27 protein-coding genes are annotated in these 26,768 nt (G+C 54.0%); 19 read left to right on the top strand and 8 right to left on the bottom strand.

The genetic code is table 11. The features are described from left to right. Nucleotide 1: 1 nt before the first annotated feature. Genes rfaC through JKP81_RS07270 form a run of 3 tightly spaced genes read left to right on the top strand, consistent with a single transcriptional unit; the run spans nt 2 to nt 3,187 of the window. Nucleotides 2-985: a lipopolysaccharide heptosyltransferase RfaC gene (rfaC, locus tag JKP81_RS07280; protein ID WP_200551201.1), complete on the top strand. Its 984-nt coding sequence runs from the start codon at nt 2-4 to the stop codon at nt 983-985. Then, complete coding sequence (gene rfaQ, locus JKP81_RS07275; RefSeq protein WP_200551200.1) at nt 978-2,081, top strand: putative lipopolysaccharide heptosyltransferase III; 1,104 nt, start codon at nt 978-980, stop codon at nt 2,079-2,081. The genes rfaC and rfaQ overlap by 8 nt, the downstream gene beginning before the upstream one ends. Then, entirely contained in the window at nt 2,078-3,187 is a 1,110-nt protein-coding gene (locus JKP81_RS07270; protein WP_200551199.1) for a glycosyltransferase family 4 protein, read from the top strand. The genes rfaQ and JKP81_RS07270 overlap by 4 nt, the downstream gene beginning before the upstream one ends. Here JKP81_RS07270 and JKP81_RS07265 read toward each other — a convergent pair. Then, nucleotides 3,166-4,269, bottom strand: a complete 1,104-nt coding sequence (locus tag JKP81_RS07265; RefSeq protein WP_200551198.1) for a glycosyltransferase family 4 protein — start codon at nt 4,267-4,269, stop codon at nt 3,166-3,168. The genes JKP81_RS07270 and JKP81_RS07265 overlap by 22 nt on opposite strands. A 245-nt stretch (nt 4,270-4,514) precedes the next feature. On the opposite strand from JKP81_RS07265, the gene JKP81_RS07260 reads away from it, so the two are divergent. The 7 genes from JKP81_RS07260 to coaD all read left to right on the top strand — a co-directional run bounded on the left by JKP81_RS07260 (nt 4,515) and on the right by coaD (nt 12,358). Further along, nucleotides 4,515-5,882, top strand: coding sequence for an O-antigen ligase family protein (locus JKP81_RS07260; RefSeq protein ID WP_200551197.1), 1,368 nt, complete (start codon nt 4,515-4,517; stop codon nt 5,880-5,882). A gap of 158 nt (nt 5,883-6,040) precedes the next feature. Next, the gene (locus JKP81_RS07255; RefSeq protein WP_200551196.1) at nt 6,041-7,024 is read left to right on the top strand and encodes a glycosyltransferase; all 984 of its coding nucleotides are present in this window, start codon (nt 6,041-6,043) and stop codon (nt 7,022-7,024) included. Nucleotides 7,025-7,031: 7 nt separating this feature from the next. After that, nucleotides 7,032-8,003: a glycosyltransferase family 1 protein gene (locus JKP81_RS07250; RefSeq protein WP_200551195.1), complete on the top strand. Its 972-nt coding sequence runs from the start codon at nt 7,032-7,034 to the stop codon at nt 8,001-8,003. Nucleotides 8,004-8,023: 20 nt separating this feature from the next. After that, nucleotides 8,024-9,658 (top strand): sulfatase-like hydrolase/transferase, encoded by a 1,635-nt coding sequence (locus JKP81_RS07245; protein WP_200551194.1) that lies wholly within the window; start codon nt 8,024-8,026, stop codon nt 9,656-9,658. 172 nt (nt 9,659-9,830) lie between these two features. After that, the gene (gene waaA, locus JKP81_RS07240; RefSeq protein WP_200551193.1) at nt 9,831-11,105 is read left to right on the top strand and encodes a lipid IV(A) 3-deoxy-D-manno-octulosonic acid transferase; all 1,275 of its coding nucleotides are present in this window, start codon (nt 9,831-9,833) and stop codon (nt 11,103-11,105) included. Further along, nucleotides 11,105-11,875 carry a glycosyltransferase family 2 protein gene (locus tag JKP81_RS07235; RefSeq protein ID WP_200551192.1) on the top strand — a complete coding sequence of 257 codons (771 nt, stop codon included), beginning with the start codon at nt 11,105-11,107 and terminating at the stop codon, nt 11,873-11,875. Before waaA ends, JKP81_RS07235 begins: the two co-directional genes overlap by 1 nt. A gap of 3 nt (nt 11,876-11,878) precedes the next feature. Next, the gene (gene coaD, locus JKP81_RS07230) at nt 11,879-12,358 is read left to right on the top strand and encodes a pantetheine-phosphate adenylyltransferase (RefSeq protein WP_200551191.1); all 480 of its coding nucleotides are present in this window, start codon (nt 11,879-11,881) and stop codon (nt 12,356-12,358) included. A gap of 12 nt (nt 12,359-12,370) precedes the next feature. On the opposite strand, the gene mutM is transcribed toward coaD, so the two are convergent. From mutM to radC, 4 genes are all read right to left on the bottom strand, one after another. Then, complete coding sequence (gene mutM, locus JKP81_RS07225) at nt 12,371-13,180, bottom strand: bifunctional DNA-formamidopyrimidine glycosylase/DNA-(apurinic or apyrimidinic site) lyase (protein ID WP_200551190.1); 810 nt, start codon at nt 13,178-13,180, stop codon at nt 12,371-12,373. 75 nt (nt 13,181-13,255) lie between these two features. Beyond that, nucleotides 13,256-13,423 carry a 50S ribosomal protein L33 gene (gene rpmG / locus JKP81_RS07220; protein WP_003024094.1) on the bottom strand — a complete coding sequence of 56 codons (168 nt, stop codon included), beginning with the start codon at nt 13,421-13,423 and terminating at the stop codon, nt 13,256-13,258. A gap of 20 nt (nt 13,424-13,443) precedes the next feature. Next, nucleotides 13,444-13,680 carry a 50S ribosomal protein L28 gene (gene rpmB / locus JKP81_RS07215; RefSeq protein ID WP_002436699.1) on the bottom strand — a complete coding sequence of 79 codons (237 nt, stop codon included), beginning with the start codon at nt 13,678-13,680 and terminating at the stop codon, nt 13,444-13,446. Between the two features lie 216 nt (nt 13,681-13,896). Further along, nucleotides 13,897-14,565 (bottom strand): DNA repair protein RadC, encoded by a 669-nt coding sequence (radC, locus tag JKP81_RS07210; RefSeq protein WP_200551189.1) that lies wholly within the window; start codon nt 14,563-14,565, stop codon nt 13,897-13,899. Nucleotides 14,566-14,738: 173 nt separating this feature from the next. Between radC and coaBC the strand changes: the two genes are divergently transcribed. The 4 genes from coaBC (at nt 14,739) to JKP81_RS07190 (ending at nt 18,303) form a co-directional block, all read left to right on the top strand. Beyond that, the gene (gene coaBC, locus JKP81_RS07205; protein ID WP_200551416.1) at nt 14,739-15,950 is read left to right on the top strand and encodes a bifunctional phosphopantothenoylcysteine decarboxylase/phosphopantothenate--cysteine ligase CoaBC; all 1,212 of its coding nucleotides are present in this window, start codon (nt 14,739-14,741) and stop codon (nt 15,948-15,950) included. Then, entirely contained in the window at nt 15,928-16,386 is a 459-nt protein-coding gene (gene dut, locus JKP81_RS07200; protein ID WP_017458169.1) for a dUTP diphosphatase, read from the top strand. The genes coaBC and dut overlap by 23 nt, the downstream gene beginning before the upstream one ends. 124 nt (nt 16,387-16,510) lie before the next feature. Further along, entirely contained in the window at nt 16,511-17,107 is a 597-nt protein-coding gene (gene slmA, locus JKP81_RS07195; protein WP_097406397.1) for a nucleoid occlusion factor SlmA, read from the top strand. Between the two features lie 179 nt (nt 17,108-17,286). Further along, nucleotides 17,287-18,303, top strand: coding sequence for an SMP-30/gluconolactonase/LRE family protein (locus JKP81_RS07190; protein ID WP_200551188.1), 1,017 nt, complete (start codon nt 17,287-17,289; stop codon nt 18,301-18,303). A 33-nt stretch (nt 18,304-18,336) separates the two neighbouring features. Here JKP81_RS07190 and pyrE read toward each other — a convergent pair whose 3' ends face one another. Then, nucleotides 18,337-18,978 carry an orotate phosphoribosyltransferase gene (gene pyrE, locus JKP81_RS07185; RefSeq protein ID WP_200551187.1) on the bottom strand — a complete coding sequence of 214 codons (642 nt, stop codon included), beginning with the start codon at nt 18,976-18,978 and terminating at the stop codon, nt 18,337-18,339. Nucleotides 18,979-19,161: 183 nt separating this feature from the next. Continuing rightward, on the bottom strand, nt 19,162-19,878 hold the full coding sequence (gene rph, locus JKP81_RS07180) for a ribonuclease PH (RefSeq protein ID WP_017458165.1): 717 nt from the start codon (nt 19,876-19,878) through the stop codon (nt 19,162-19,164). A 122-nt stretch (nt 19,879-20,000) separates the two neighbouring features. Between rph and JKP81_RS07175 the strand changes: the two genes are divergently transcribed. Then, nucleotides 20,001-20,864, top strand: coding sequence for a YicC/YloC family endoribonuclease (locus JKP81_RS07175; protein ID WP_020455758.1), 864 nt, complete (start codon nt 20,001-20,003; stop codon nt 20,862-20,864). Nucleotides 20,865-21,130: 266 nt separating this feature from the next. Further along, complete coding sequence (locus JKP81_RS07170; RefSeq protein WP_200551186.1) at nt 21,131-21,748, top strand: trimeric intracellular cation channel family protein; 618 nt, start codon at nt 21,131-21,133, stop codon at nt 21,746-21,748. Here JKP81_RS07170 and ligB read toward each other — a convergent pair. Continuing rightward, nucleotides 21,742-23,421, bottom strand: a complete 1,680-nt coding sequence (gene ligB / locus JKP81_RS07165) for an NAD-dependent DNA ligase LigB (RefSeq protein WP_200551415.1) — start codon at nt 23,419-23,421, stop codon at nt 21,742-21,744. The genes JKP81_RS07170 and ligB overlap by 7 nt on opposite strands. A 257-nt stretch (nt 23,422-23,678) precedes the next feature. Between ligB and gmk the strand changes: the two genes are divergently transcribed. The 3 genes from gmk to spoT are packed head-to-tail and all read left to right on the top strand — an operon-like array spanning nt 23,679 to nt 26,768. Continuing rightward, nucleotides 23,679-24,302 (top strand): guanylate kinase, encoded by a 624-nt coding sequence (gene gmk, locus JKP81_RS07160; RefSeq protein ID WP_020455761.1) that lies wholly within the window; start codon nt 23,679-23,681, stop codon nt 24,300-24,302. 54 nt (nt 24,303-24,356) lie between these two features. Continuing rightward, nucleotides 24,357-24,632 (top strand): DNA-directed RNA polymerase subunit omega, encoded by a 276-nt coding sequence (rpoZ, locus tag JKP81_RS07155; protein ID WP_007369481.1) that lies wholly within the window; start codon nt 24,357-24,359, stop codon nt 24,630-24,632. An 18-nt stretch (nt 24,633-24,650) separates the two neighbouring features. Continuing rightward, nucleotides 24,651-26,768: a bifunctional GTP diphosphokinase/guanosine-3',5'-bis pyrophosphate 3'-pyrophosphohydrolase gene (spoT, locus tag JKP81_RS07150; protein WP_200551185.1), complete on the top strand. Its 2,118-nt coding sequence runs from the start codon at nt 24,651-24,653 to the stop codon at nt 26,766-26,768.

Below are 26,768 nucleotides of genomic sequence, written 5' to 3'. Positions count from 1 at the left end.
GATGCGGGTATTGATCGTTAAAACCTCGTCGATGGGCGATGTGCTGCATACATTGCCCGCGCTCACCGACGCCGCGCAGGCGATTCCCGGCATCCGTTTTGACTGGGTAGTGGAAGAGGGTTTCGCCCAGATCCCCTCCTGGCACGCCGCCGTTGAGCGCGTTATTCCGGTGGCGATCCGCCGCTGGCGCAAAGCCTGGTTTTCCGCCCCCATTGCCGCCGAGCGTAAAGCCTTTCGCCAGGCGGTACAGGCTGAGCGGTACGACGCGATTATTGATGCGCAAGGGCTGGTGAAAAGCGCCGCGCTGGTCACCCGGCTGGCGCACGGCGTGAAACACGGTATGGACTGGCGCACCGCGCGCGAGCCCTTAGCGAGCCTGTTTTACAATCGCCGCCACCACATTGCTAAACAGCAACATGCGGTTGAGCGCACCCGCGAATTATTCGCCAAAAGCCTCGGTTATACCAAACCGCAAACGCAGGGCGATTACGCCATCGCCCGCCATTTTGCTGTCGCGGACGCGGCGCATTCGCCCTATGCCGTGTTCTTACACGCCACCACCCGCGATGATAAGCACTGGCCGGAAGCGCACTGGCGCGAGCTACTTAATCTGCTGGCGAATAGCGGCTTACGCATAAAGTTACCGTGGGGCGCGCCGCATGAAGAAGCCCGCGCGAAACGGCTGGCGCAAGGGCTGAATTTTGTTGACGTCTTGCCACGGATGAGCCTTGAAAATGTGGCGCGGGAACTGGCAGGTGCGCGGTTCGTCGTCTCGGTTGATACCGGTTTAAGCCATCTTACCGCTGCGCTGGACAGGCCGAACGTCACGCTTTATGGGCCAACGGATCCCGGTCTTATCGGTGGCTACGGGAAAAACCAAACCATTTGCCGCCCGGAAAACTCTTCGCAGTTGAGCAACCTTTCTGCCGCTGCGGTTTATCGCCAATTACAGCCTTTGCTGACAGCTGAGCGTGTCCATGTCTGATTTCTTCTCACCCGAACGCCCGCCGAAACGGGTGCTGATTATCAAGTTGCGTCACCACGGTGATGTCTTGCTGACCTCGCCGATGTTTACCGTACTGAAGAAAAACTGGCCCGGCGTCGAAGTGGATGCGTTGGTGTACGACGATACTCAGGCGATGTTAACCAACCATCCGTATATCGATCAGGTGCATACCATCGGGCGCAAATGGCGCAAACAAGGCTGGCTGAAGCAGTTAAGCCTCTATCGCGGCCTGCGCAACCGGCTAAAGGCGCGCAATTACGATGTGCTGATAAACCTCACCGAACACTGGCACGGTGCGCGTCTGGCGCGCAAGCTGAAACCCCGCGTCTCTGTCGGCTTCAAACCAGATAAGCGCGGCGGTCTCGCCCGCTGGCGCTGGGTGAAATCCTTCACCACGCTCTACCCGGCAATTCAGGATAACAGCCGCCATATGGTGGAAGTGAACCTGGACGCCCTGCGCCGTATTGGCATCCACCCGGCCAGCGCCGAGGACAAACGCACGTTGTTTACGCCAGGCGAGGAAGCGGAAAACACCATTTTGCAAAAACTGGCGGGCTTTGGTCTCGCCAGCAAATCCTACATTCTGGTGCACCCGACATCGCGCTGGATGTTCAAAGCCTGGCAAATCGACAAGCTGGCGGCGACCATCGACACGCTGGCAGCCCGTGGCTTACCGATCATTCTCTCGGCCGCGCCGTCGAAAGAAGAGAGCGACTATATGGATAAGCTGCGCGCCGCACTGACACAACCAGTGTTTGATTTAAGCGGGCAACTGAATCTGAAAGAACTGGGCGCGTTGATGAAACACGCGCGGCTCTTCTTCGGCGTGGATTCCATGCCAATGCACCTGGCCAGCGCCGTGGGTACGCCCACCGTCGCCATTTTCGGCCCGACAGGCGCGATAAAATGGGCACCCTGGGGGGTCACTTACCGGGTTATTACCGCCGGTTTCACCTGCCAGCCTTGCGGCAAAGCGGGCTGCGGTGACAGCCAGGTTTCTGATTGCATTACCGCCATTACGCCTGCGCAGGTGCTCGGCGCGATTGATACTTTACTGCTGGAAAATCCCGCATGAAGCTGGCTATCGTCAGACAAACCTATAATCCGAACGGCGGCGCAGAACGTTTCGTTTCCCGCGCGCTGAATGTGCTGGCGCAGGACACATCGCTCGATGTCACGCTGATCGCCCGTGAATGGGAAAACGCTGCTGGCTGGCACACTCTGACGGTCAATCCGCCATTTCGTAACCGCAAAATGCGCGAAGCGGGTTTTGCTGACGCCGCAGCGGCGCACTTTGCCGATTTCGACATTGTGCAGAGCCATGAGCGCATTCCCGGTGCGACCATTTTCCGCGCCGGAGACGGTGTACACGCCACCTGGCTTGAGCAGTACAGCCGTATTTTGTCACCGCTAAAACGCTGGTCGCAGAATTTCAGTCCCTATCACCACTACATTTTGCAGGCGGAGCGCCAGATGTTCGCCCATCCTGCGCTGCGCACGGTTATCTGTAATTCGCGGATGGTGCGCGATGATATCGCCCGCCGTTTTCAACTGCGCGACGACCAGTTAACGGTAATTTATAACGGCGTCGATACCGCCCATTTCCACCCCAGCGTGCGTGAACTGTCTCTGCGAACAGCGCTGGGCATTCCCGCCGATGCGCCGGTGCTGGCGTATGTCGGTTCCGGTTTTACCCGTAAAGGCGTCGCGACGGCGCTGCGTGCAATTGTCGCGCATCCGTCCGTGTGGCTGCTGGTTGCCGGACGCGATAAACACGCCCGTAAGTTTGAAAAGCTGGCGCGGCAGTTAGGCGTGGCAAAGCGTGTGCGTTTTCTTGGCCCGGTGGCGGATATTCGCCAGGTCTACGGTTCAGCGGATGCGCTGATCCTGCCAACGCTCTACGATCCGTTCCCGAACGTCTGCGTTGAAGCGCTGGCTTGCGGGCTGCCGTTGTTCACCAGCCCAGGCTGCGGTGCTGCCGAATGGGTGGTCGAAGGGGAAAACGGCTGGGTGCGCGATGCGCTGGATAGCGAGGGTTACAGTGCGTCTGTCGGTGAGTGGCTTACTGGCCGTACGCGCGGCGTGGATTATGCGGCGGTGGCGCGCGCCACCGCAGAACCCTGGACGCTGGACCGGATGGCCCAGGAGTTGCAGGCGCTTTACCGCGACCTGCTGCGCTGAGCGGCGTCGGCAAACACCTTTTCCATCGCCGCCAGCATACATTCACGCGTTAAGTGGGCGCACAGGTAATCATAACCCTGTTGCGCCAGCGTATCGCGTAGCTCGGCATCGTCAACCAGGCGAACAATCGCACCGCACAGGGCTTTCACATCGCGCTGTGCCACCAGCAAACCGGTTTGTTCATTGATAATGGCATCCGCCGTGCCCCCCGCATCTGTAGCGATAGTCGCGATGCGGCAAGCCAGCGATTGCAGTACGCCTTGCGGTACACCTTCCATATCGTGCGATGGACTTAACGCAATATCGAACGCCGGAAACCACTGCGAAGGATTGCTTTGATGGCCCGCCATCAGCACGCGATCCTGCAAACCTAGCTGAACGAGTTCCTGTTCCAGCGTCGCCCGATGTGGCCCTTCACCGACAATCGCCAGTTTGATCGCCGGGTCGTTAATTTGCGCCAGCGCTTTTAGCAGCACGCTATGCCCTTTGTTCGGGCGCAAATGGGACACCACACCCAGCCACAGGGCATCCTGCGCTAACCCGCACTGTTCACGCGCAGCCGTTTTATCAGCAGGATGAAAACGCCGGGTATCGACGCCGCTTGGCACCGAGGTGGTTTGTTCCAGCGGCACACCGATATCGACCATCTGATAGCGCAGCGCTTCTCCGGTACTGACAATATGCGCGCAGGCGCGGCGGAACAGCCAGCGCGTAGTCCAGTTATTGCGCGGTGTACCGGAAGCGTGGCGGGTACGCACCAGCGGCACCGGGCGCGACAGCGTAAGGTTCGCCAGCGCCACCAGCCAGGTATCGGCGGAATTATGGCTATTAATCACATCAATGCTGTCGCGGTTCGCGCGCAACCAGCGGCGCAGCGCACGCAGGTTACTGATATTTTTGCGTTTCAGCGGCATGGTCACCACCGTTAGTCCGGCATCGCTCGCCATCTGGTGCAGCGGCGCCGTTTCCGGACACAGGATAGTCACCTGATGGCCGCGCTCCAGCATGCCTAACGACTCATTGATAATCCGCAGCGGCTGCCCGCCTTTCCCGCCATCTGCTTCGGTGTGAACAATATGCATAGATTTCCTGTGACCTGGCTTACAGACGCCATAAGTGGGGGCATTATATACATCGGTAGCGCCGAAGTGCACGGCGAGCTATTTCCAGGAGAAAGCCCTGGTTACAAAGAAGCCACTTCTTAACATAATTTTTCTGTGGTAGTTTTCCCCGGGCTTCATCACACTGCCCTGGCGATCCTGGGGAATGCATTCTGGAACGTTAATTTGCCGATAAGGCCACAAATTTATTAATCAGCCTGAGAATTATGACTAAAACTCGCACTTTTTTGGCAGGGATCCTGGTCCTGTTTACCCTCGCTTTGTGTTTTGTCTGGCCAATGCCTAACGGTCAATTACCTTTCCACAGAAATGGATTCATCTATCCGGTTATCGCGCTGTCACTCGGCCTGTTTTTCACTTCTCCACAAGCTCGCGCTCAGTTGCACGGTAAACAGTTGCGCTTTGTCCTTTATACGCTTGGTGCGTTAACACTGTTCCTGCTGATCAACGGCTTGTTTGTCGCACCAGATTTGAAAGAGATGATCGGTACCTGGGATGGGCAATGGGTGCGTCCCGCACTACTTTTCTGTGCGGGTATCGTGTTGTTGCCAGCCGTACAAACGGCTTTCCCCAATTTTTCCGCTGCCCGGCTATTTACGTTGATTGTGCTCTCTTTCTGGGGCGTCATTCTTATTCACTTGCTGGATACGGTTTGGCTTTACTGGCGTGATGGGATAATCCATTGGGGTGAGACGCGCATTGTGTTTAACCGCACGCGCATGAGTTTCCAGATCAATATGATCACCGGTTTTATTCTCGCAGAGCTGTTAGCGCGCGGTTTAATGCACCAGCGTTTTCTGCGTCTGAGCACACCGGTGCTTGGCTTGTTACTGCTGTCTAACCTCGTCTGTACCGCATTAGTGGACACACGCTGGGGGACTATCGGCCTGGTTGGCGGCCTGTTTTCCGCCTTCATCCTTATCACGCTGCATAATATGCAACGCAGCCGGGTCGTGCTGACCTGTGGCATTTTAGTGGCAATTATCGCGGCATCTGCGGCGCTGGGCTACGCTTCGTGGAAAACAGACCCACGCTGGCAAAGTCTGGAAAGCGATGCGATTACCGGCTGGAATGCCCCTTTTGACAGTTTCTGCTATATCAAGAGCGCAGCCGCCCCCATAAACGACATGGATACGCCGATGAACCACTCTAATGGCTGCCGGGCCAGCTTTTTCCATCAGGGATGGAAATTGGTCTTCAAGTACCCTGCAGGGATGGGCCCCCACAAAGAAGCTTTCAACTATATTTTGAATCGTGATTTACATACCGATCGCATTACCATCCCACATAGCCATTACGGTTTGATTGAATTCGGTCTGCAAAATGGTTTCGCAGGTATCGCGGGTTGGTTAATTCTGTTGGCGGGATGTTGGTATATCGGCTGGCGGCATTTTCGTCATGGTAACACGATGATTGGTATGTTTTTGCTGCTATTTACCATTGGCTTCTTCTCACGCACGTTGGTTGATCATAACTTGCTGGATCACTATCTTGAGCAATACATGTTTCTAACTGGTCTATTGATTGGCATGTGTGCTTTACAGCAGCTGCGCGCTGATCCCCCCAAAATCTAACAGTCTCCCCGTGCGCCAGTAGCTTTCTTTATCACTTCGTAGATAATGAGCACCGCTGGCGCAACCACCACGGAACAAATCTGCCGCTTCGATGGTCTTTAAGAGGCCATCAACTATCAGGGTAATCCCTCGCACAGCCCGCTTTTAACGGAGAAAGCATGTCCGATACACCGCAACTGAGCCTCGTTATTGCTGTTTATAATGGCGAAAAATTCCTCAGCGCATTCTTTGACAGTATCAAGGCTCAACAGCTTGAAAGCCTCGAGATGATTGTTGTTAACGACGGTTCAACCGATAGTTCTGCTGAAGTGATCGCGTGTTACGCCAGTGAGTTTGCTCACTTTCAGGTGATCAACCAGGCTAACCAGGGCGTTTCAGCAGCGCGAAATACCGGCCTTGCCGTCGCGCGCGGTGACTATCTGGCTTTCCCCGACATCGACGATGTGATCTATCCCGGCATGTATCCGCGTCTGCTGGAGATGGCGACGCAAGGTAATTTGGATGTCGCAACCTGTAATGGCACTTACATCTATGATGACGGTCGTCCGGCAAAAAAAATTTTTCCGTCCGATAAACTCTCTTCGACAGGCGTACTGGAAGGGCCGGTTTGGTTGCAAATGGCGCTCTCGTCGCGCAAATTTCTGCACGTCACCTGGCTGAATATTTATCGTCATGCGTTTATCAAAGAGCACGGTTTTACGTTCGAACACGGTTTGCGCCATCAGGATATCCCCTGGACAACGGAAGTATTACTTACCGCGAAGCGTGTTCAATATGTGGATGAAACGTTTTACGACTATTTGATCCATTCTGCATCGGTATCACATATTCCAGGTACCAATGACACTCGCATGCGTTCAGCGCGTCATTATATGAAAATTCTCGAAATGCTCGACGCGATTAACCGTCGATATCCGGAACAAGTCAAACGTGTTCCGGCTTGTCAGTGGCAAATCGCCAAAGAGGGGTTGGGCATTCTGCATGAAATTAATAACATTGATGATCTGGCAAAAAAACGTGAGATCACGCAGGAGCTTTTTGACCGTGGGATTTGGTCAATGATTTGGCAGAACGCACGTGGATTCCGCCAGCGCTGGCGGCTTGGGCGTCGCTATTTTCGGCTTAAAAAACTTATTAAATAACTAAACCATGACCAAATTTAGGTTACATATCGTCTCACATGACGACTTTATCGCGACGCATTTTGCCGATTTTCAGACCCTGATGGATGAAAGCGTCAATCCGGATGATATTCCCCAACGGTTTTATTGCGGGGGCCGGGGTGTATGGACATTTCAAACCATGCTCAGCCTGAATTATTACTACCCTGGCGAAATGGCTTTTTCATGGGGCACTGAGTGCCGTGCAGACGCCATTAATTTGCTGCATAACGATCATTTCGGCTATCGGATAAAACCGTGGAATGGTCTTACTGTTGTCGCCCGGACCGATCGCCCGCCCGTGCTCGGCGCAGATTATGTGGTTGAACAAAATCCGGCGGTCTTATCGACACCAGGACGAATATTCATCCCGCATTGGCCTCAACCAGGTTTGCAACCGCGTGAACGTGACGATAACACCGTGCATACCGTCGCCTACTTCGGCAGTAAAGACAGCCTTCCGGAGGCATACCAGACCGAAGAATTTAAACAGCGGCTGGCGGATCAAGGTATTACGCTGCGCATCTCGTTTGATAACTGGACAGATTACCGCGATGTGGACATATGTCTGAGTTTTCGCAAAAACCACGATCACCGGCTGGCACGTAAACCGGCCAGTAAATTAATTAATAGTTGGCTGGGCAAAACCGTCATGATCTGCGATGACGAACCCTCTTTTCGGGCTATACGCGAAAGTGAACTGGATTATTTGATCGCCAAAACGCCCGATGAAACCTTTGCCGCCATTATGAAGTTGAAAAATTCTCCTGACTTGTTTGCTTGCATGCGTGAACAAGGAGAAAAACGGCGACTTGCGCATTCCCATGAAGCTGTTGCAGCTAACTGGAATGCCTTGTTTGAAAGTATCTGGAAAAAAGGGCTACACAACCGCACTACCGCCGGGCGCGCTTTGCGCTTCGTATTGAGTAAGGCGATTCGTCCGCTTACCAGGAAGTTTTAATAAAAAAACCAGGTAATTAAATGTTAAGTAAGTCTTTATCGGCCCACGGAAAATTGGGGCGTGATAGCGTACGGACTCTGCTCCTGACGTTATCTTTTGTAGTGCTTTTTTCTTTTTCTGAACTCATTGTTATCGCGAAGGATCATGTCTATCGCCCCAAAAGTGATGATATTGCGCTTTATCTCATTATTGCTCTGCTGGCCGCTATCAGTGCGCGTTTCATCATTACGCGTTTATTGCTGTCCGTGACCTTCATCATTCAGGTTACAGAGGCCATTTACTATCAATTTTATGGTCAGTTCTATGGGCCAAGCGAAGTCTGGCTGGCTTTCGTTGAAACAAAAGATATCGCCAGAGGCATGCTTGACAGCCTGGGTTCACTGGGGATTTTCTTTTCTATTCTGGCGATCGCGCTTGTCTTCATTCTCGGTTTTACTCGCCGCCTTGCGCCGCAGTGGCGAAATTCCCTGGCGGTACCGTGCCTGTTAGCCATCACGGTAATGTTTGTCGGTCAGTTTTATAAGGCCAAAGATGGGCAGATGTATAAATTCAACCCGGATCTGCGCCACTCATTGCTACGTAATGGTTTGTCTGCGGTAAGCTTCAGCGCCATGCGCCTGATCCCTGAAGCCATATCCGGTGAGAATCAGAATATAGCGCGTTACGAGCCTTATCAGGTGACACCAAGAAGTGATTTCCAGTTTGGTAAATACTCAATCATTCTGGCGATTGGCGAAAGCCTGAATCCGCGCCGTATCAGCGCTCTTGGCTATGAGCGCGATACGACGCCGGAGCTGAAGGCATTGATGGAGCAATATCATGGCAGTAGCAAACTGATCGTCTCCAACGCCGTTTCTACCCGTGTCGCGATCCCGATGCTGGTGAATAATTTGCGTGAGCCAGACAACTATTTTGCGTACAAGTCAAAAGCGACCAATATTTTCGCTAACGCGAACAAACAGGGGTTTGAGACTGCGTTCATTTCGGCGCAAGGGCTTGAAGGCTTGAGTAACTGGATTGGTATCCACGATATCGATCTCTGGGAAGACACGCAGATTCGCCCGGCACCCGACATCGGTGCGGATCAAGTGTTAACTCCGTCGGTTGAAGATGCGGGAATGAACTGGGATAAGCCATTCCTGATGGTTTTAAACAGCCGTGCACCACATATTCCTTACGATAGTAATATCCCGCAAGGGTTTGCTAAATTCTCAACGCCTGCGCTCAGCGACACCGTGGCGCAGAAGAAAAATGAATATGACGACGCTGTGCGCTTTTATGACAAAGAGTTGGCATCCGCCATCCGTACCGTTATGGCGAAATCGAAACTACCAGTGCTGGTCTTTATTACTTCCGACCACGGCGAGCGGGTTGGAGAAGGCGGTTTATTTGGACATTCGGTCGTTGAAATGCCGATCGCAGAGGTGCCGTTTATCTATTTCAGTAACGACCCCACAATGTCGCTAAGCGCTATTTCACCACAAGCGCCACGCAACCATTACCAACTGGCAACTCTGATAAACAAAATGATCGGTTTTGATGTGAGCAACCCCAATCAAAAAGATGACAGCTACTACATCACCGGGGGCGATATCCGCGGCCTTTCCGAAAAGGTGACTTATCATCTGGATTCCCTTTCGGACGTTAAACCATAATCACCGCGTTAGGCGGGCAGAAATGCCCGCCTTTTCTTAATTTCCCACCAGAATCATTTCCCTACAGGACGTTACGCCCTCAAAAGAAGTGGCTTGCGCGCCAAAGGTATAGCTTTAGCCGCCCTAAATGCTTAGAATTTGCCCGCCGAATCTTAAAAAAACGGATAGTCGCTTGGAATTGTTGTATACCACCCTGCTTTACTTAATTCAGCCTCTGGTGTGGTTGCGATTATTACTTCGCAGCCGCAAAGCCCCTGCTTACCGCAAACGCTGGGCTGAACGCTATGGTTTTTGTCGTAACAAAGTGAAGCCGGACGGTATTCTGCTGCATTCCGTCTCCGTGGGAGAAACGCTGGCGGCGATCCCGCTGGTACGCGCGCTGCGCCATCGCTACCCTTCGCTGCCCATCACCGTGACCACCATGACGCCAACCGGCTCGGAACGGGTGATGTCGGCGTTCGGCAAAGACGTACATCATGTTTATCTCCCGTACGATCTGCCCTGCGCCATGAACCGTTTCCTCAACAATGTTCGCCCGAAGCTGGTGATCGTGATGGAAACCGAACTGTGGCCGAACATGATCTCCGCGCTGAAAGCGCGCCAAATTCCCCTGGTTATCGCTAACGCACGGCTGTCAGAACGCTCGGCAAAAGGTTATGGCAAGTTGGGCAAATTCATGCGCCGCCTGCTGAGCAAAATCACGTTGATTGCCGCGCAAAACCAGGAAGATGCCGACCGCTTTCTGCAATTAGGCTTGAAGCGCAACCAGTTGACCGTGACCGGCAGCCTGAAATTTGATATCTCCGTGACGCCTGAACTCGCTGCCCGCGCAATAACGCTGCGCCGCCAGTGGGCACCACGACGCCAGGTGTGGATTGCCACCAGCACGCACGACGGCGAAGAGGCGATTATTTTACAGGCGCACCGCAAGCTGCTGGAAACCTTCCCTGATTTACTGTTGATCCTGGTGCCTCGCCACCCGGAACGCTTCCCGGATGCGCGCAATTTGACGCAGAAAGCCGGCTTCAGCTACACCTTGCGCAGCTCGGGCGAAATCCCCTCCAGCAGTACCCAGGTGGTGATCGGCGACACGATGGGTGAACTGATGCTGCTGTACGGTATCGCCGATCTGGCGTTTGTCGGCGGCAGCCTGGTTGAACGTGGCGGCCACAACCCGCTGGAGCCCGCCGCGCACGCTATTCCCGTGCTGATGGGGCCACATACGTTTAATTTCAAAGATATCTGTGCACGCCTGCAGGAAGCGGAAGGGTTGATCACCATTATCGATGCGGATTCGCTGGTGAAAGAAGTTTCGACCCTGCTGACGGATGAAGATTACCGTTTATGGTACGGCCGCCACGCGGTGGAAGTGCTGCACCAGAACCAGGGCGCGCTGGCGCGTCTGCTGCAACTTCTGCAACCGTATTTGCCTCAGCGGAGCCATTAATGTCCAAACGTTTGTCGGTGGTGATGATCGCCAAAAACGCGGCGGATCTGCTGCCCGATTGTCTGGCATCCATTGCCTGGGCGGATGAAATTGTGCTGCTGGATTCCGGCAGCAGCGACGACACGGTAGGCATTGCCAGCCGCGCAGGTGCCAAAGTCTTCACCCATACCGACTGGTCGGGTTACGGCGTACAGCGCCAGCTGGCACAGCGCTACGCCAGCGGCGATTACATCCTGATGCTTGATACCGACGAGCGCGTCACCCCGGAACTCGCAGAGCATATTCGCGCGACGCTCACCGCACCGCAGCCGGGCGCCGTTTACAGCATTTCCCGCCGTAACTATTTCCTTGGTCGCTTTATGCGCCACAGCGGTTGGTATCCGGATCGCGTTACTCGCCTGTACGAGCGCGAGCGCTATCAGTACAACGGTAATCTGGTGCATGAATCACTGGATGCACCGCAAGCACCGGTCATTGCGCTCAGTGGTGATTTGCTGCATCTGACATGCCGGGATTTCGCCAGTTTTCAGCGTAAACAGTTCAATTACGCCACCGCGTGGGCGCAGGAACGCCATCAGCACGGTAAAAAAACGTCACTACCGGGTATTTTCGCGCATACTTTGGGCGCATTCGCCAAAACATTATTACTGCGCGGCGGCGTGCTGGATGGGAAACAGGGCTGGCTGCTGGCGGTGGTTAATGCGCAGTATACTTTCAATAAATACACCGAGCTGTGGGCGCTGAACCACGGTTATTCAGAGAAAGAATAAGCGATGAGCACAAAAGCGATTTATCCCGGCACCTTTGACCCCATTACTAACGGGCATATTGATATTGTGACCCGCGCCGCCACGATGTTTGATGAGGTGGTGTTAGCGATCGCTGCCAGCCCAAGCAAAAAACCGCTATTTGACCTGCCAGAGCGCGTGGCGCTGGCGCAAGCCGCGACGGCGCATCTGCCGAATGTTTCGGTGGTGGGGTTTAGTGATTTGATGGCCAATTTTGCCCGCGCCCAGCAGGCAAATATCCTTATTCGCGGCTTGCGGGCGGTAGCGGATTTCGAATATGAGATGCAGTTGGCGCATATGAACCGCCACCTGATGCCGGAGCTGGAAAGCGTGTTTCTTATGCCGTCAAAAGAGTGGTCGTTTATCTCTTCTACGCTGGTCAAAGAAGTGGCGCGCCATCAGGGCGATGTCACCCACTTTCTGCCATCTCACGTTCACCAGGCGCTGTTAGAGAAGCTTAAGTAAGCTTTCTGGCTCTTATTTCTGGCAGCGTCGGCAGTAAAACGTTGAGCGCTGTGCATGTTTTGCGGCAACAATCGGTGTGCCGCAGACGCGACAAGGTTCCCCTTCCCGACCATATACCTGCAACTCCTGAGCGAAATAGCCCGGTTTGCCGTCGCTTTGCAAAAAGTCTTTTAGCGTGGTTCCGCCCTGTTCGATAGAGCGCAGCAGCACCGCTTTGATAACCCGCACCAGAATTTCGCACTCCTGTGCTGAGAGCGACGACGCCAGCCGATCGGGATGGATCCCGGCGGCAAACAGCGACTCGCTGGCGTAGATATTCCCCACGCCGACCACCAGCTTGTTATCCATGAGCCAGGGTTTAATGGCGGTTTTCTTCTTCGCGCATTTCTGCTGGAAATAGTCAGTGTTGAAAGCGTCGCTGAGCGGTTCCGGGCCGAGATGCGCCAGCACATTGTGACCTTCCAGCTCTTTCGTCCACAGCCACGCGCCAAAACGACGTGGATCGGTGTAGCGCAGCACTTTGCCGTTGCTCATCACCAAATCGACGTGGTCGTGTTTTTCAGCAGGCAACTCATGGGGAAGAATGCGCAGGCTACCGGACATGCCAAGGTGAATAATGATCCAGCCGTCGGGCAATTCGAGCAGTAAATATTTGGCGCGGCGCTGAACGCTCAGTACCGGTTTATCGCTCAGGCTGTGGATCTCTTCGGAAACCGGCCAGCGCAATCGCCCGTTGCGCACCACCGCGTGAAGAATGGTTTCGCCAACAAGGTGCGGTTCAATACCTCTGCGGCTGGTTTCGACTTCGGGTAATTCAGGCATCTCGTCTCCGGTTTATGGGTGGTCAGAAATGCAAAAACCCCGACAGAGCGGGGTTTTTGTGCAAGAAAACTAAAATTATTTGATTTTAGCTTCTTTGTACAGCACGTGCTGACGGACAACTGGATCGAATTTTTTCAGTTCCAGTTTTTCCGGCTTAGTACGTTTGTTCTTCGTGGTGGTGTAGAAGTGACCAGTACCAGCGGAAGAAACCAGCTTGATTTTCTCACGAATACCTTTAGCCATGATTTATATCCTCTAAGTACTTAGTACTTTTCGCCACGGGCACGCAGTTCAGACAGAACTGTATCAATGCCTTTCTTATCGATTACACGCATACCTTTAGCAGATACACGCAGGGTGACAAAACGCTTTTCGCTCTCAACCCAGAAACGGTGAGAGTGCAGGTTCGGCAGGAAACGGCGTTTAGTCGCGTTCAGTGCGTGGGAACGGTTGTTACCGGTCACCGGACGCTTGCCAGTAACTTGGCAGACTCGGGACATGTCTATTCTCCAAAAATCAAATTAGCTCGAGCTTCGTATGGGGTATCGGCGCCTCGTCAGGCTTTACAGCCCGGTCATCGCAGTTCTATGTGAACTCTCGATTGCCAGGCCCAAATGCCAAACCCGAGATTCTCAAAGGTGGCGTAGTATACGCTGAGTCGGCGGTGTGCTCAAGTCCCGAACAGACAAAGATCCCGATGGATCGCGCAAAGTGGTCTAAATCCAACCACGTTCGGCAAAAGAAACGTACTCACCGCGGCCAATAACCAGATGATCGAGCACCCGGATGTCCATGAACTGGCAGCATTTTATTACCCGTTCGGTGATCTGCCTGTCCGCTTTGCTCGGCTCAGCGTTACCAGAGGGGTGATTATGCGCGAGGATCACGGCGGCCGCATTGACTTTTAACGCTTCACGCAAAATTTCTCGCGGATGCACCTCAACCTGGTTAATCGTGCCGGTAAAAAGCCGACAGTGTTTAAGTATCCGGTTCTGGTTATCCATCAGGATCACCATAAAGATCTCGCGCTCTTCGCCCGCCAGCTGGCTTTGTAAAAACTCGCGCGTCATTTCCGGGCTCAGCAATGAGTTCTCTTCCAGCAGGCGCGCATTATAGTAGCGCCGCGCCAGTTCACCGATGCCCCGTAATTGGGCATATTTGGCAAGGCCAATGCCATGCACCTCCTTAAAATCATCGAGATCGGCGGAGAGCAGCGTATACAACGAACCAAATTGCTTGAGCATTTCACGCGCCACGGTGAGCACGCTCTTACCCTGTGTTCCGGTGCGCAAAAAAAGCGCCAGAAGTTCCACGTCAGTCAGTGACTCAATACCGAACTTCATCATCTTTTCACGCGGTTTCTGGGGCGTAAAAACAATATCCATATACATTTCTCCTTCACTCTTGCCAATGCTGCCATACCTGCCGTTTCGCTTCGACCAGGGAGTCATATCTCTGCGTAGCGCCTCGCAAAGTGGTTTGTGGGCAACAGCACGACAACACCAGGATTGTGATAAAATGCCCAGCTTCTGGTGAAATCCAACAGGAAAGAATCATGATCAGTCTGGCGGGTAAAAAGATTGTCCTTGGCGTGAGCGGCGGTATCGCGGCCTATAAAGCGCCCGAACTGGTACGCCGTCTGCGCGATCGCGGAGCGGAAGTCCGTGTGGCAATGACCGAGGCAGCCAAAGCCTTTATTACGCCGATGAGCCTGCAGGCCGTTTCCGGTTATCCGGTTTCCGACAGCTTGCTCGATCCCGCCGCCGAAGCGGCAATGGGCCATATTGAGTTGGGCAAATGGGCTGATTTAGTGATTCTCGCCCCCGCCACCGCAGATTTAATCGCCCGCGTCGCCGCCGGTATGGCAAACGACCTGGTCTCCACTATTTGCCTTGCCACACCGTCGCCTGTCGCCGTTGTTCCCGCGATGAATCAGCAGATGTACCGCGCCGCCGCCACCCAGCATAATTTGCAGGTGCTGGCCTCGCGCGGGCTGTTGCTGTGGGGCCCGGACAGCGGTAGCCAGGCCTGTGGCGATATGGGTCCAGGAAGAATGCTCGATCCGCTGACCATTGTGGATATGGCCGCCGCGCATTTCTCGCCGGTCAAAGATCTGCAACATCTGAACATCATGATTACCGCCGGTCCGACGCGTGAACCGTTAGATCCGGTGCGTTACATCACCAATCTCAGTTCCGGTAAGATGGGCTTCGCTATTGCCGCCGCCGCGGCAAGCCGCGGTGCGAATGTCACGCTGGTCTCCGGCCCTGTTTCGCTGGCAACGCCGCCGCTGGTGCAACGTGTGGATGTGACCACTGCGCTGGAGATGGAGGCCGCGGTTCAGAGCCGCGTTCAGCAGCAGAATATTTTTATCGGCTGCGCCGCCGTTGCGGATTATCGCGCCGCCAGCGTCGCTGAAGAAAAAATCAAAAAGCAAGGCGATGAAATCACGATAAAAATGGTGAAAAACCCGGATATCGTCGCCGGCGTTGCCGCACTTTCTGCTCATCGCCCTTATGTTGTTGGGTTTGCTGCCGAAACAAATAATGTGGAAGAATATGCCCGGCAAAAACGCGCCCGCAAAAACCTTGATCTGATTTGCGCCAACGATGTTTCGCAATCGAATCAGGGATTTAATAGCGACAACAACGCATTACACCTTTTCTGGCAGGATGGCGACAAACGCTTGCCGCTGGAGCGCAAAGAGCTTCTGGGACACCTATTACTGGACGAGATCGTTACCCGTTATGATGAAAAAAATCGACGTTAAGATTCTGGACCCGCGCGTTGGCAAGGAATTCCCGCTGCCGACATATGCCACCTCCGGTTCCGCCGGACTTGACCTGCGCGCCTGTCTCGACGACGCCGTAGAGCTGGCGCCTGGCGCAACGACATTGCTGCCGACCGGTCTGGCAATCCATATTGCCGATCCATCACTGGCTGCGGTCATTCTGCCGCGTTCCGGTCTGGGCCATAAACATGGCGTCGTGCTGGGCAACCTGGTGGGGCTGATTGACTCGGATTACCAGGGTCAATTGATGGTTTCCGTCTGGAACCGCGGCCAGGACAGCTTTACCATCGTGCCGGGTGAACGCATCGCGCAAATGGTCTTTGTGCCGGTCGTTCAGGCAGAGTTTAACCTGGTGGAATCCTTTGACGCGACCGAGCGCGGCGAAGGCGGCTTCGGCCATTCAGGGCGCCAATAAGCAGCCCTATTTAACGCATCACACGGCGAAATAACGCGATAACATCACCGCAAACGCACTCCGTTTGCGGTCGCCCTGTGGTTGCTCGCCTGACAAGTGCTTATTTTCAGGGGTATTTTGGAACATGGCAGAAAAACAAACTGCGAAAAGGAATCGTCGCGAGGAAATACTTCAATCTCTGGCGTTGATGCTGGAATCCAGCGATGGAAGCCAGCGTATTACGACGGCAAAACTGGCGGCGTCCGTTGGCGTTTCTGAAGCGGCGCTGTATCGCCACTTCCCCAGTAAAACGCGCATGTTCGACAGTCTGATTGAATTTATCGAAGATAGCCTGATTACCCGTATCAACCTGATTTTAAAAGACGAGAAAGACACCACTGCGCGTCTGCGTTTGATTGTGCTGCTGATTCTGGGCTTTGGTGAACGTAATCCGGGTTTGACACGCATCATGACCGGCCATGCGCTGATGTTCGAACAAGACCGCCTGCAAGGGCGCATTAGCCAGCTGTTCGAACGCATTGAAGCGCAGCTGCGCCAGGTGCTGCGCGAACGCAAGATGCGTGAAGGCGAAGCCTACGTGACGGATGAAACGTTACTGGCAAGCCAGCTGCTGGCGTTTTGCGAAGGGATGCTGTCGCGCTTTGTGCGCAGCGAGTTTAAATACAGCCCGACCGAAGATTTCGACGCCCGCTGGCCGCTGTTGGCCGCACAATTACAGTAATACCTCATGCAGCCCTTGCGGCTGCATTCTCATTTCCCCGCACTCTGTGAAAAAGCCCAACGTAATTCGTTAAGATGCCAGATGTTGTGGCGTCGTGGATCCCCTACCCTCCCTCTGGCAGTATCTTTCCACTTAAGCGAAATATCCTCATAAATACCCTACAAATAAGGAGACGCTTGATGGCAACATCACGTCGGGAACTGCTTAAACTCAGCGGTATTGCCACCGCATCGTTACTTCTAAGCCAAAAGAGTATCGCCGCCTGGGCACCCTCGGCCCGCTATCCCGATCCCAGCATCGTCGCGCTGGATGACAGCTTTCGCGACTATATGGTTTCCAGCGCCAAAGTAGAACAGATAGCAACCGGATGCCGCTGGGCAGAAGGGCCCGTCTGGTTTGGCGATACCCGCATGCTGTTGTGGAGCGATATTCCCAACAACGCGGTCATGCGCTGGGATGAAGCTACCGGCGCAACCAGCATTTTTCGCCAGCCATCCAATAACGCCAACGGCCACGCCCGCGACAGACAAGGGCGTTTAATCAGCTGTGAGCACGATACCCGACGCATTACGCGCACAGAGTATGACGGTACGATCACGGTGCTGGCAGACAGCTACGATGGCAAGCCGCTGAATTCGCCGAACGATATTGCCGTGAAATCCGACGGCTCCATCTGGTTTACCGATCCGCCATTTGGCATTGCTGGTTTTTATGAAGGGCACAAAGCCACACCGCAGTTGCCGCAAAACGTTTACCGCCTGGATCCTGAAACCCGCAAGCTGGAAGTGGTGCTGGGCGATGTTAAAGGGCCAAACGGCATCTGCTTCTCGCCGGATGAAAAAACGCTGTTTGTGGTGGAAAGCCGCGCGACGCCCAATCGCTTAATTCTGGCGTGGGATATCGAAGGTAATCAGCTAAAAAACCGGCGGGTACATATCGATTGCGGTAACGGCACGGCAGATGGCATTGCCATTGATGTGCATGGCAATCTGTGGTGCGGTTGGGGAATGGGTACAGAAGAGCTGGACGGCGTGCGCGTGTTCAATCCGCAAGGCAAAGCGATTGGAATGATCCACCTGCCGGAGCGCTGCGCTAACTTGTGCTTTGGCGGCGAACAACGCAATCGCCTGTTTATGGCTTCCAGCACCTCGGTCTATTCACTTTATGTAAACACTCAGGGCGCAAAGCTGCTGTAAAACGGACCCGGCAGTCGTCTGCCGGGAACACATTTAAACGCCGTACTGTTCGCGGTAGGCACGCACAGCGGCCAGGTGATCGGCCATCTCCGGTTTCTCTTCCAGGTAGGCAATCAATTCTTTGAGCGTAACAATCGAAATCACGTTGCAGCCATAATCGCGTTCCACTTCCTGAATCGCCGAAATATCACCGCGACCACGCTCCTGGCGATCCAGAGAAATCAGCACGCCAGCAAGCGTTGCGCCGTTCGCCTGGATAATCTCCATCGATTCGCGAATCGCCGTTCCGGCGGTGATTACGTCATCCACCAGCATGACACGACCCTGCAACGCGCTGCCCACCAGATTGCCGCCTTCGCCGTGGGTTTTGGCTTCTTTACGGTTAAAGCAATAAGGCACATCGCGCTCGTGGTGTTCCGCCAGCGCCACAGCCGTGGTGGTCGCGATAGGAATACCTTTGTAAGCCGGGCCAAACAGCAGATCAAAATCAATACCGGAATCCACCAGCGCTTCGGCGTAAAAACGCCCTAACAGAGCCAGATCGCGCCCGGTATTAAACAGCCCGGCGTTGAAGAAATAGGGGCTTTTACGCCCGGATTTCAGCGTGAATTCGCCGAACTTCAGTACCTGCTTGTTAAGCGCAAATTCAATAAACTGACGCTGATACGCTTTCATGGATCCGCTCCTCATCTCACTTTTCATTATTTACAGATTACGCAAAATACGTCGCGCGACCTCGTGCAGACCACGTAAATCATACCTGGAGAATAGCGCAGGTATGAGTCGCGGCAGCCGACAAAGAAACCGCGTGAAGTATAAAGCGCAAAAAAAAGGGCGACTCATCAGTCGCCCTTAAAATTAATTTTCTAGCGCCGCCTTCTGCGTCGCGATAATCGATTCGATCCCCCCTCTGGCCAGCGCCAGCAGGGTGAGTAACTCTTCATGGGAGAAGGGCTCGCCTTCCGCCGTACCCTGAACTTCAATCATGCGACCGTCTTCAGTCATCACCACGTTCATGTCGGTTTCAGCTGCGGAGTCTTCCACATATTCAAGATCACAAACGGCTTCGCCATTAACAATACCCACGGAGACCGCAGCAACCATGCCTTTCATCGGATTGGTTTTCAGCTTCCCGGCAGCGACCAGTTTGTTCAGCGCGTCCGCCAGCGCGACACACGCGCCGGTAATTGATGCGGTACGCGTGCCGCCATCGGCCTGAATGACGTCGCAGTCAAGCGTAATGGTAAATTCGCCCAGCGCGTTCAAATCAACCGCTGCACGCAGCGCACGCGCGATAAGACGCTGGATTTCCATGGTACGCCCGCCCTGTTTGCCTTTTGCGGCTTCACGCGCGTTACGGGTGTGGGTGGAGCGCGGCAGCATGCCATATTCGGCGGTGATCCAGCCCTGGCCCTGGCCTTTCAGAAAGCGCGGAACGCCCTCTTCGATGGACGCAGTGCACAGTACTTTGGTATCACCAAATTCAACCAGCACGGAGCCTTCTGCGTGTTTTGTGTAATTACGGGTCAGGGTGACGGGGCGCACCTGGTTGGCGCTACGGCCTGCTGGACGCATGATAATTTCTCCGGCTTATCGAATGTGGCTGCGCATTATACTGGCTTACCAAGGTTATTCCTATCCTGATAAGGCCACGAAAGCTATAATCCCCGCATCTCTCTTTGAAAACGGGAACGTCTATGATCCGCAGTATGACCGCCTATGCCCGGCGTGAAATCAAGGGTGAATGGGGCTCTGCCTCCTGGGAACTGCGCTCGGTTAACCAGCGTTATCTGGAAACTTACTTCCGCCTGCCGGAGCAATTTCGCAGCCTCGAACCGGTTGTCCGTGAACGTCTCCGTAGCCGTCTGACGCGCGGTAAAGTGGAGTGTAATCTCCGTTTTGAGCCAGATGCCAGTGCGCAAGGCGAACTGATCCTGAACGAAAAACTGGCTAAACAGCTGGTGAATGCGGCGAACTGGGTCAAAATGCAGAGCGATGAAGGAGAAATTAACCCGGTTGATATTCTGCGCTGGCCAGGCGTAATGGCTGCGCAAGAGCAGGATCTGGACGCCATCGCAGCGCAGATCCTCGCCGCACTTGACGGCGCGCTGGATGATTTTATCGTTGCCCGTGAAACCGAAGGTCAGGCGCTGAAAGGGCTGATTGAACAGCGTCTGGAAGGCGTGAGCACCGAAGTCAGCAAAGTCCGCGCTCATATGCCAGAAATCCTGCAATGGCAGCGCGAGCGCCTGGTCGCCAAGCTGGAAGAGGCGCAGGTGCAGCTTGAGAATAACCGCCTTGAGCAAGAACTGGTATTGATGGCACAGCGCATCGATGTCGCCGAAGAGCTGGATCGCCTCGAAGCGCACGTTAAAGAAACTTACAACATTCTGAAGAAAAAAGAAGCAGTTGGCCGCCGTCTCGACTTTATGATGCAGGAGTTCAACCGTGAGTCGAACACGCTGGCATCCAAGTCGATTAACGCAGAGGTAACTAACTCCGCTATCGAGCTCAAGGTACTGATTGAGCAAATGCGCGAGCAGATCCAGAATATTGAGTAATCTCTCTGCAACATGTTGAAAAGGCCCGACGGGGCCTTTTTATTTATCATGCCGCCTGTAATTTACTTATGCTCAATTTTATTAATCGCTGCCGTTTATCAGCCATTTTCCAATTATTTTAAATTTTTAAATCATATAGATAAGCCTATTAATATCCTGCATATCGCATTAGTGAAACTTATCCAAAATATCGCTCCTTAGAAAATCTCAATCGTATGCCTGTGTATAAATCGCTACCCTGCCGCTTCTGATTTACGGGGGCGGGCATGCTGTTACATATTCTCTATCTGATTGGCATTACAGCCGAGGCAATGACTGGCGCTCTGGCTGCAGGCCGTCGCAGAATGGATACCTTTGGCGTGATAATTATCGCCACAGCAACAGCGCTGGGCGGCGGATCGGTACGCGATATTCTGCTTGGTCACTACCCGCTCGGCTGGGTAAAGCACCCGGAATATGTCGTTATCGTTGCCGTCGCGGCAGTATTAACGACTATCTTCGCGCCAGTGATGCCGCATCTGCGCCGTCTATTTCTGGTGCTTGATGCCCTGGGGCTGGTGGTGTTTTCCATTATCGGGGCGCAGATTGCCCTCGACATGGGTGAAGGCCCGGTTATCGCCGTGATTGCCGCTGTGGTCACCGGAGTGTTCGGCGGTGTGTTGCGGGATATGTTTTGTAAGCGTATCCCGCTGGTGTTCCAGAAAGAGCTGTACGCTGGGATCGCCTTTGCCTCTGCCGTGCTCTATATCGTTCTTGGTCATATGATTCCCAGCCACGATATGGTGGTAATTGCAACGTTGCTGTTTGGCTTCATTACGCGGTTACTGGCTATCCGCTGGAGGCTCGGCTTGCCCGTGTTCCACTACAAGCACAGCACTCACTGAAACGCTTTTATTCCTTGTTCGCCTAACCAAGCCGAAAGTTGTTCAATCTCGGGAGCATGCATAAAGGCAACGATCTGCCGGGCCTTTTCAGCACCAATTGCCGGGAAACGTTGCCACTCCTTTTCGTTACGTGTGCGCATTTGCTGCCATGTTGTGTCGCCAGTGACTTTCAGGGCAGACTGCGGTAGCGGTGTTCCCAGTGCAATAAGCCAGCGAATAAACGGTTTTTCTCGTACCAGCGAAAAGCGATGCCAGAGCTGTAAACCGCGTTCCGGCGAAATGCCAGGCGTCGACTGTAATTGCTCTTTTGTCAGCGCCAGCCAGGAAAAAAGATGTTCGAAGTGATGCGCCTGATTCAATCCCCTCCAGCCACTTTCGCCAAGCCCCTCAATCCCCAGCGCTTTTGCCGAGCTGAGCCATACCAGGCGAGCAATAAATTGCTCCTGACATTCCGCAGAAGCATAAAAACAGGTCAACGGGGTAAAACGTGGCGCAGGCGGAACAGGTTTATCGCGAACAAGTGAACGCCACGCCACACTGTCGATGCGTGGGATCCCTTGACCGGCAAGGCTGATAGCGATTTGATCGCCAGGCGCAACATCCAGCTCCTGCCAGCGTCTGACAGAACCCAAATTGACCCGCTGAACGCGCTTATCATCGAGTCGAACCGGTTCCAGCAGAGCCACCACGGAGATTTTACCGGTACGCCCAATGGCAAACTGAATATCTTTTACCGTTGCAATTTCCTCGGGCGGTTCATATTTCCATGCCACCACCCAATTACCCTGCCCCGGCAGCCAGGTATTTCCCGCCGGTTCGGTTCCAGAGCGCACCACAACACCATCGGTGACGAAAGGCAATTCCGAGGTAAACCAAAGGCTGCGAAGCTTTTCCACGTCTTCTGCAGTGCTCACTGGCACGCTATATTGCACTTCGTCACTAAACCCCGCTTTGCTGAGTTCCGCTAACTTTTGCGCCAGCGTTGCCGGGCCGTCTGGCCAAGCCCAGACGAAAAACGCCAGATCATTGAGAATGGCGGGCTCGTCGCGGCGCATCATTGTACCCGCAACTTTTGCGCGGGCGTTAAGCCCACCGGCCTGTTTCTGAATATGGTTTTCCGTGCGTAAAAACAGTTCACCCTGCAATACGCTATTCGCCAGCGCACCACTCACTTTTTCAGGAATCGATGGGATAGCACGTATTTTTGCCGTCCAGTCTTCACCAGCCAGTCCATCGCCGCGACTGATTGCCTGTGTCAGTTCACCATTACGATAGATTAACGTCACAGCGACACCATCCACTTTTGGTTGCGCCCATAGATCGGTTTTTCCTGTCATCCAGCGCTGTAGTGCTTGCTTACCCGCCAGCTTTTGTACACCAGTATGAGCGACAGGATGTTTCACACTGCCGCTGGGTAAGACAGGTGTTGAATTTGCAGGTTCAAGCGCAAAACAGCGCTGCCACGCCGCCAGCCGTGCGCTGAGTTGGTCGTAAACAGCGTCACTTACCTCACTTGCGCCCTGCTTCCAGTAGTGCTCATTCCACTGGGCAAGTTGCTGCTGAAGGCGGTTAACCTCATCTTGCGCTCTAGATGGTGACCAGACTGGACACACCGCCTGGCTGGACAGGCTCCATAGCAACAAACACACCGCGAATCCGGTTCTTTTCCACATCATCCCTTCTCCTTGTGATAGCGCCGCTCTTATAGCGTGGCCAACGCTGTGCTGACGACATGGAAAGAGAGAGATTGCGAGGAGGATTCCGGCAATTCACTGCCGCTGTGAAAATTTGCAAATAAAACAGGAAAGCAGGCCTCAAAATGTCAAACTCAGCGGGAAAAAGTGTGACAAAGGCTACGTCACATAGCGCCGATGTGTATAATAGGCACGTATGTAAGTTTCCTTTCGCAATTCACATACAAAAGACTCTCATGGCTCAAGGCACGCTCTATATTGTTTCCGCCCCTAGCGGCGCGGGTAAATCAAGCCTCATTCAGGCTTTGCTAAAAACCCAACCGTTATACGATACGCAGGTTTCTGTTTCGCATACCACGCGCGCTCCGCGTCCGGGTGAAGTGCACGGTGAACACTATTTCTTTGTTAATCATGATGAATTTAAATCCATGATTGGCGAGGACGCGTTTCTTGAGCATGCAGAAGTCTTTGGTAATTATTACGGCACCTCGCGCGCAGCCATTGAGCAAGTGCTGGCAACCGGTGTAGATGTGTTTCTTGATATCGACTGGCAGGGTGCGCAGCAAATTCGCGCCCGTATGCCGCAGGCGCGCAGCATCTTTATTCTGCCGCCTTCTAAACTGGAGCTCGATCGCCGCTTGCGCGGGCGCGGCCAGGATAGCGAAGAGGTCATTGCGAAACGTATGGCGCAGGCAGTTGCGGAAATGAGCCATTACGCGGAATATGATTACCTGATTGTGAATGATGATTTCGATACCGCGTTGGGTGATCTGAAAACCATTATTCGCGCCGAACGTCTGCGCATGAGCCGCCAAAAGCAGCGACATGACGCTTTAATCAGCAAACTATTGGCAGACTGAGCCTGGTTTCAGTATCATGCCCAGTCATTTCTTCACCTGTGGAGCATTTTAAGTATGGCACGCGTAACTGTTCAGGACGCTGTAGAGAAAGTTGGTAACCGTTTTGACCTGGTGCTGGTCGCCGCGCGTCGCGCTCGTCAGATGCAGGTTGGCGGTAAAGATCCGTTAGTCCCGGAAGAAAACGATAAAACCACCGTTATCGCGCTGCGCGAAATCGAAGAAGGTCTGATCAACAACCAGATCCTCGATGTCCGTGAGCGCCAGGAACAGCAAGAGCAGGAAGCCGCAGAACTGCAGGCCGTAACCGCCATTGCTGAAGGTCGTCGTTAATTAACCTGCAGGTCACCCTTGTATCTGTTTGAAAGCCTGAATCAGCTGATTCAACACTATCTGCCTGAAGATCAAATCAAACGTCTCAGGCAGGCGTATCTCGTTGCACGTGACGCTCACGAGGGCCAGACACGTTCAAGCGGTGAACCTTATATCACGCACCCGGTAGCGGTAGCCTGCATTCTGGCCGAGATGAAACTCGACCACGAAACGCTGATGGCTGCGCTACTGCATGACGTGATTGAAGATACCCCCGCCACCTACCAGGATATGGAACAGCTGTTTGGCAAAAGCGTTGCCGAGCTGGTGGAAGGAGTGTCGAAGCTTGATAAGCTCAAGTTTCAGGATAAGAAAGAAGCGCAGGCTGAAAACTTTCGCAAGATGATTATGGCGATGGTGCAGGACATCCGCGTCATTCTTATCAAGCTCGCCGACCGCACCCACAATATGCGCACGCTGGGTTCTCTTCGCCCGGACAAACGCCGTCGCATCGCCCGTGAAACCCTCGAAATCTATAGCCCGCTGGCGCACCGTTTAGGTATTCATCACATCAAAACCGAGCTCGAAGAGCTGGGCTTTGAAGCGCTATATCCAAACCGCTATCGCGTCATCAAAGAAGTGGTCAAAGCCGCGCGTGGCAACCGCAAAGAGATGATTCAAAAAATCCTCTCGGAAATCGAAGGGCGTTTACAGGAAGCGGGTATTCCCTGCCGCGTTAGCGGTCGCGAAAAGCACCTGTACTCGATCTACTGCAAAATGGTGCTGAAAGAGCAGCGTTTCCACTCGATTATGGATATCTACGCCTTTCGCGTGATTGTTCACGATCTGGATACCTGTTATCGCGTTCTGGGCCAGATGCACAGCTTGTACAAACCACGTCCTGGCCGCGTGAAAGACTATATCGCCATCCCCAAGGCGAACGGCTATCAATCTCTGCACACTTCGATGATTGGCCCGCATGGCGTGCCGGTCGAGGTGCAGATCCGTACCGAAGATATGGATCAGATGGCAGAGATGGGGGTTGCCGCGCACTGGGCGTATAAAGAGCATGGCGAGAGCAGTACCACCGCGCAAATCCGCGCTCAGCGATGGATGCAAAGCCTGCTGGAACTGCAGCAGAGCGCCGGTAGTTCGTTTGAATTTATCGAGAGCGTTAAATCTGATCTCTTCCCCGATGAGATTTATGTTTTCACCCCGGAAGGCCGTATTGTCGAGCTGCCCGCTGGCGCCACGCCGGTGGATTTCGCCTATGCGGTGCATACGGATATCGGCCATGCCTGTGTTGGCGCACGTGTCGACCGCCAGCCGTATCCGCTGTCGCAGTCGCTCTCCAGCGGCCAGACGGTAGAAATTATCACCGCACCGGGCGCACGCCCGAATGCCGCATGGCTGAACTTTGTCGTCAGCTCGAAAGCACGCGCCAAAATCCGCCAGATGTTGAAAAACCTCAAGCGTGACGACTCGGTGAGCCTCGGCCGCCGTCTGCTGAATCACGCGCTGGGCGGAAGCCGTAAACTGGCCGAAATCCCGCAGGAACATGTGCAGCGCGAGCTGGATCGCATGAAGCTCGCTTCGCTCGACGATTTGCTGGCAGAAATCGGCCTCGGCAACGCCATGAGCGTCGTGGTTGCGAAAAACCTGCAGCAAGGGGAAGCCGTGCAGAGCACGCAAACACCGGCTGGCGCAAACGGTGGTCATCTGCCGATTAAAGGTGCAGACGGCGTACTGATCACCTTTGCCAAATGCTGTCGCCCCATTCCAGGCGACCCGATTGTCGCGCACGTCAGTCCCGGCAAAGGGCTGGTTATTCACCATGAGTCCTGCCGCAACATTCGTGGCTACCAGAAAGAGCCAGAGAAGTTCATGGCTGTTGAGTGGGACAAAGAGACCGCGCAGGAATTTATCACCGAGATCAAGGTGGATATGTTCAACCATCAGGGCGCACTGGCGAACCTGACGGCAGCGATTAATACGGCCTCGTCGAACATTCAAAGCCTGAATACCGAAGAAAAAGATGGCCGCGTCTACAGCGCGTTCATCCGTCTAACGGCGCGCGATCGCGTCCATCTGGCGAATATCATGCGCAAAATCCGCGTGATGCCGGATGTGATAAAAGTCACCCGCAACCGAAACTAA

The organism is Kosakonia sp. LAM2021 (assembly GCF_016620385.1).
Taxonomy (GTDB): Bacteria; Pseudomonadota; Gammaproteobacteria; order Enterobacterales; family Enterobacteriaceae; genus Kosakonia; species Kosakonia sacchari.
Note: the sequence above shows the minus strand (reverse complement) of the source record. Positions and strands in the feature narration are given on the sequence as shown.

Excerpts from the sequence above, each read along its gene's own strand:
- rfaC (WP_200551201.1), top strand. The coding sequence starts at position 2 with ATGCGGGTATTGATCGTTAAAACCTCGTCGATGGGCGATGTGCTGCAT.
- rfaQ (WP_200551200.1), top strand. The coding sequence starts at position 978 with ATGTCTGATTTCTTCTCACCCGAACGCCCGCCGAAACGGGTGCTGATT.
- JKP81_RS07270 (WP_200551199.1), top strand. The coding sequence starts at position 2,078 with ATGAAGCTGGCTATCGTCAGACAAACCTATAATCCGAACGGCGGCGCA.
- JKP81_RS07265 (WP_200551198.1), bottom strand. The coding sequence starts at position 4,269 with ATGCATATTGTTCACACCGAAGCAGATGGCGGGAAAGGCGGGCAGCCG.
- JKP81_RS07260 (WP_200551197.1), top strand. The coding sequence starts at position 4,515 with ATGACTAAAACTCGCACTTTTTTGGCAGGGATCCTGGTCCTGTTTACC.
- JKP81_RS07255 (WP_200551196.1), top strand. The coding sequence starts at position 6,041 with ATGTCCGATACACCGCAACTGAGCCTCGTTATTGCTGTTTATAATGGC.
- JKP81_RS07250 (WP_200551195.1), top strand. The coding sequence starts at position 7,032 with ATGACCAAATTTAGGTTACATATCGTCTCACATGACGACTTTATCGCG.
- JKP81_RS07245 (WP_200551194.1), top strand. The coding sequence starts at position 8,024 with ATGTTAAGTAAGTCTTTATCGGCCCACGGAAAATTGGGGCGTGATAGC.
- JKP81_RS07235 (WP_200551192.1), top strand. The coding sequence starts at position 11,105 with ATGTCCAAACGTTTGTCGGTGGTGATGATCGCCAAAAACGCGGCGGAT.
- coaD (WP_200551191.1), top strand. The coding sequence starts at position 11,879 with ATGAGCACAAAAGCGATTTATCCCGGCACCTTTGACCCCATTACTAAC.
- mutM (WP_200551190.1), bottom strand. The coding sequence starts at position 13,180 with ATGCCTGAATTACCCGAAGTCGAAACCAGCCGCAGAGGTATTGAACCG.
- rpmG (WP_003024094.1), bottom strand. The coding sequence starts at position 13,423 with ATGGCTAAAGGTATTCGTGAGAAAATCAAGCTGGTTTCTTCCGCTGGT.
- rpmB (WP_002436699.1), bottom strand. The coding sequence starts at position 13,680 with ATGTCCCGAGTCTGCCAAGTTACTGGCAAGCGTCCGGTGACCGGTAAC.
- radC (WP_200551189.1), bottom strand. The coding sequence starts at position 14,565 with ATGGATATTGTTTTTACGCCCCAGAAACCGCGTGAAAAGATGATGAAG.
- dut (WP_017458169.1), top strand. The coding sequence starts at position 15,928 with ATGATGAAAAAAATCGACGTTAAGATTCTGGACCCGCGCGTTGGCAAG.
- slmA (WP_097406397.1), top strand. The coding sequence starts at position 16,511 with ATGGCAGAAAAACAAACTGCGAAAAGGAATCGTCGCGAGGAAATACTT.
- JKP81_RS07190 (WP_200551188.1), top strand. The coding sequence starts at position 17,287 with ATGGCAACATCACGTCGGGAACTGCTTAAACTCAGCGGTATTGCCACC.
- pyrE (WP_200551187.1), bottom strand. The coding sequence starts at position 18,978 with ATGAAAGCGTATCAGCGTCAGTTTATTGAATTTGCGCTTAACAAGCAG.
- rph (WP_017458165.1), bottom strand. The coding sequence starts at position 19,878 with ATGCGTCCAGCAGGCCGTAGCGCCAACCAGGTGCGCCCCGTCACCCTG.
- JKP81_RS07175 (WP_020455758.1), top strand. The coding sequence starts at position 20,001 with ATGATCCGCAGTATGACCGCCTATGCCCGGCGTGAAATCAAGGGTGAA.
- JKP81_RS07170 (WP_200551186.1), top strand. The coding sequence starts at position 21,131 with ATGCTGTTACATATTCTCTATCTGATTGGCATTACAGCCGAGGCAATG.
- ligB (WP_200551415.1), bottom strand. The coding sequence starts at position 23,421 with ATGTGGAAAAGAACCGGATTCGCGGTGTGTTTGTTGCTATGGAGCCTG.
- gmk (WP_020455761.1), top strand. The coding sequence starts at position 23,679 with ATGGCTCAAGGCACGCTCTATATTGTTTCCGCCCCTAGCGGCGCGGGT.
- rpoZ (WP_007369481.1), top strand. The coding sequence starts at position 24,357 with ATGGCACGCGTAACTGTTCAGGACGCTGTAGAGAAAGTTGGTAACCGT.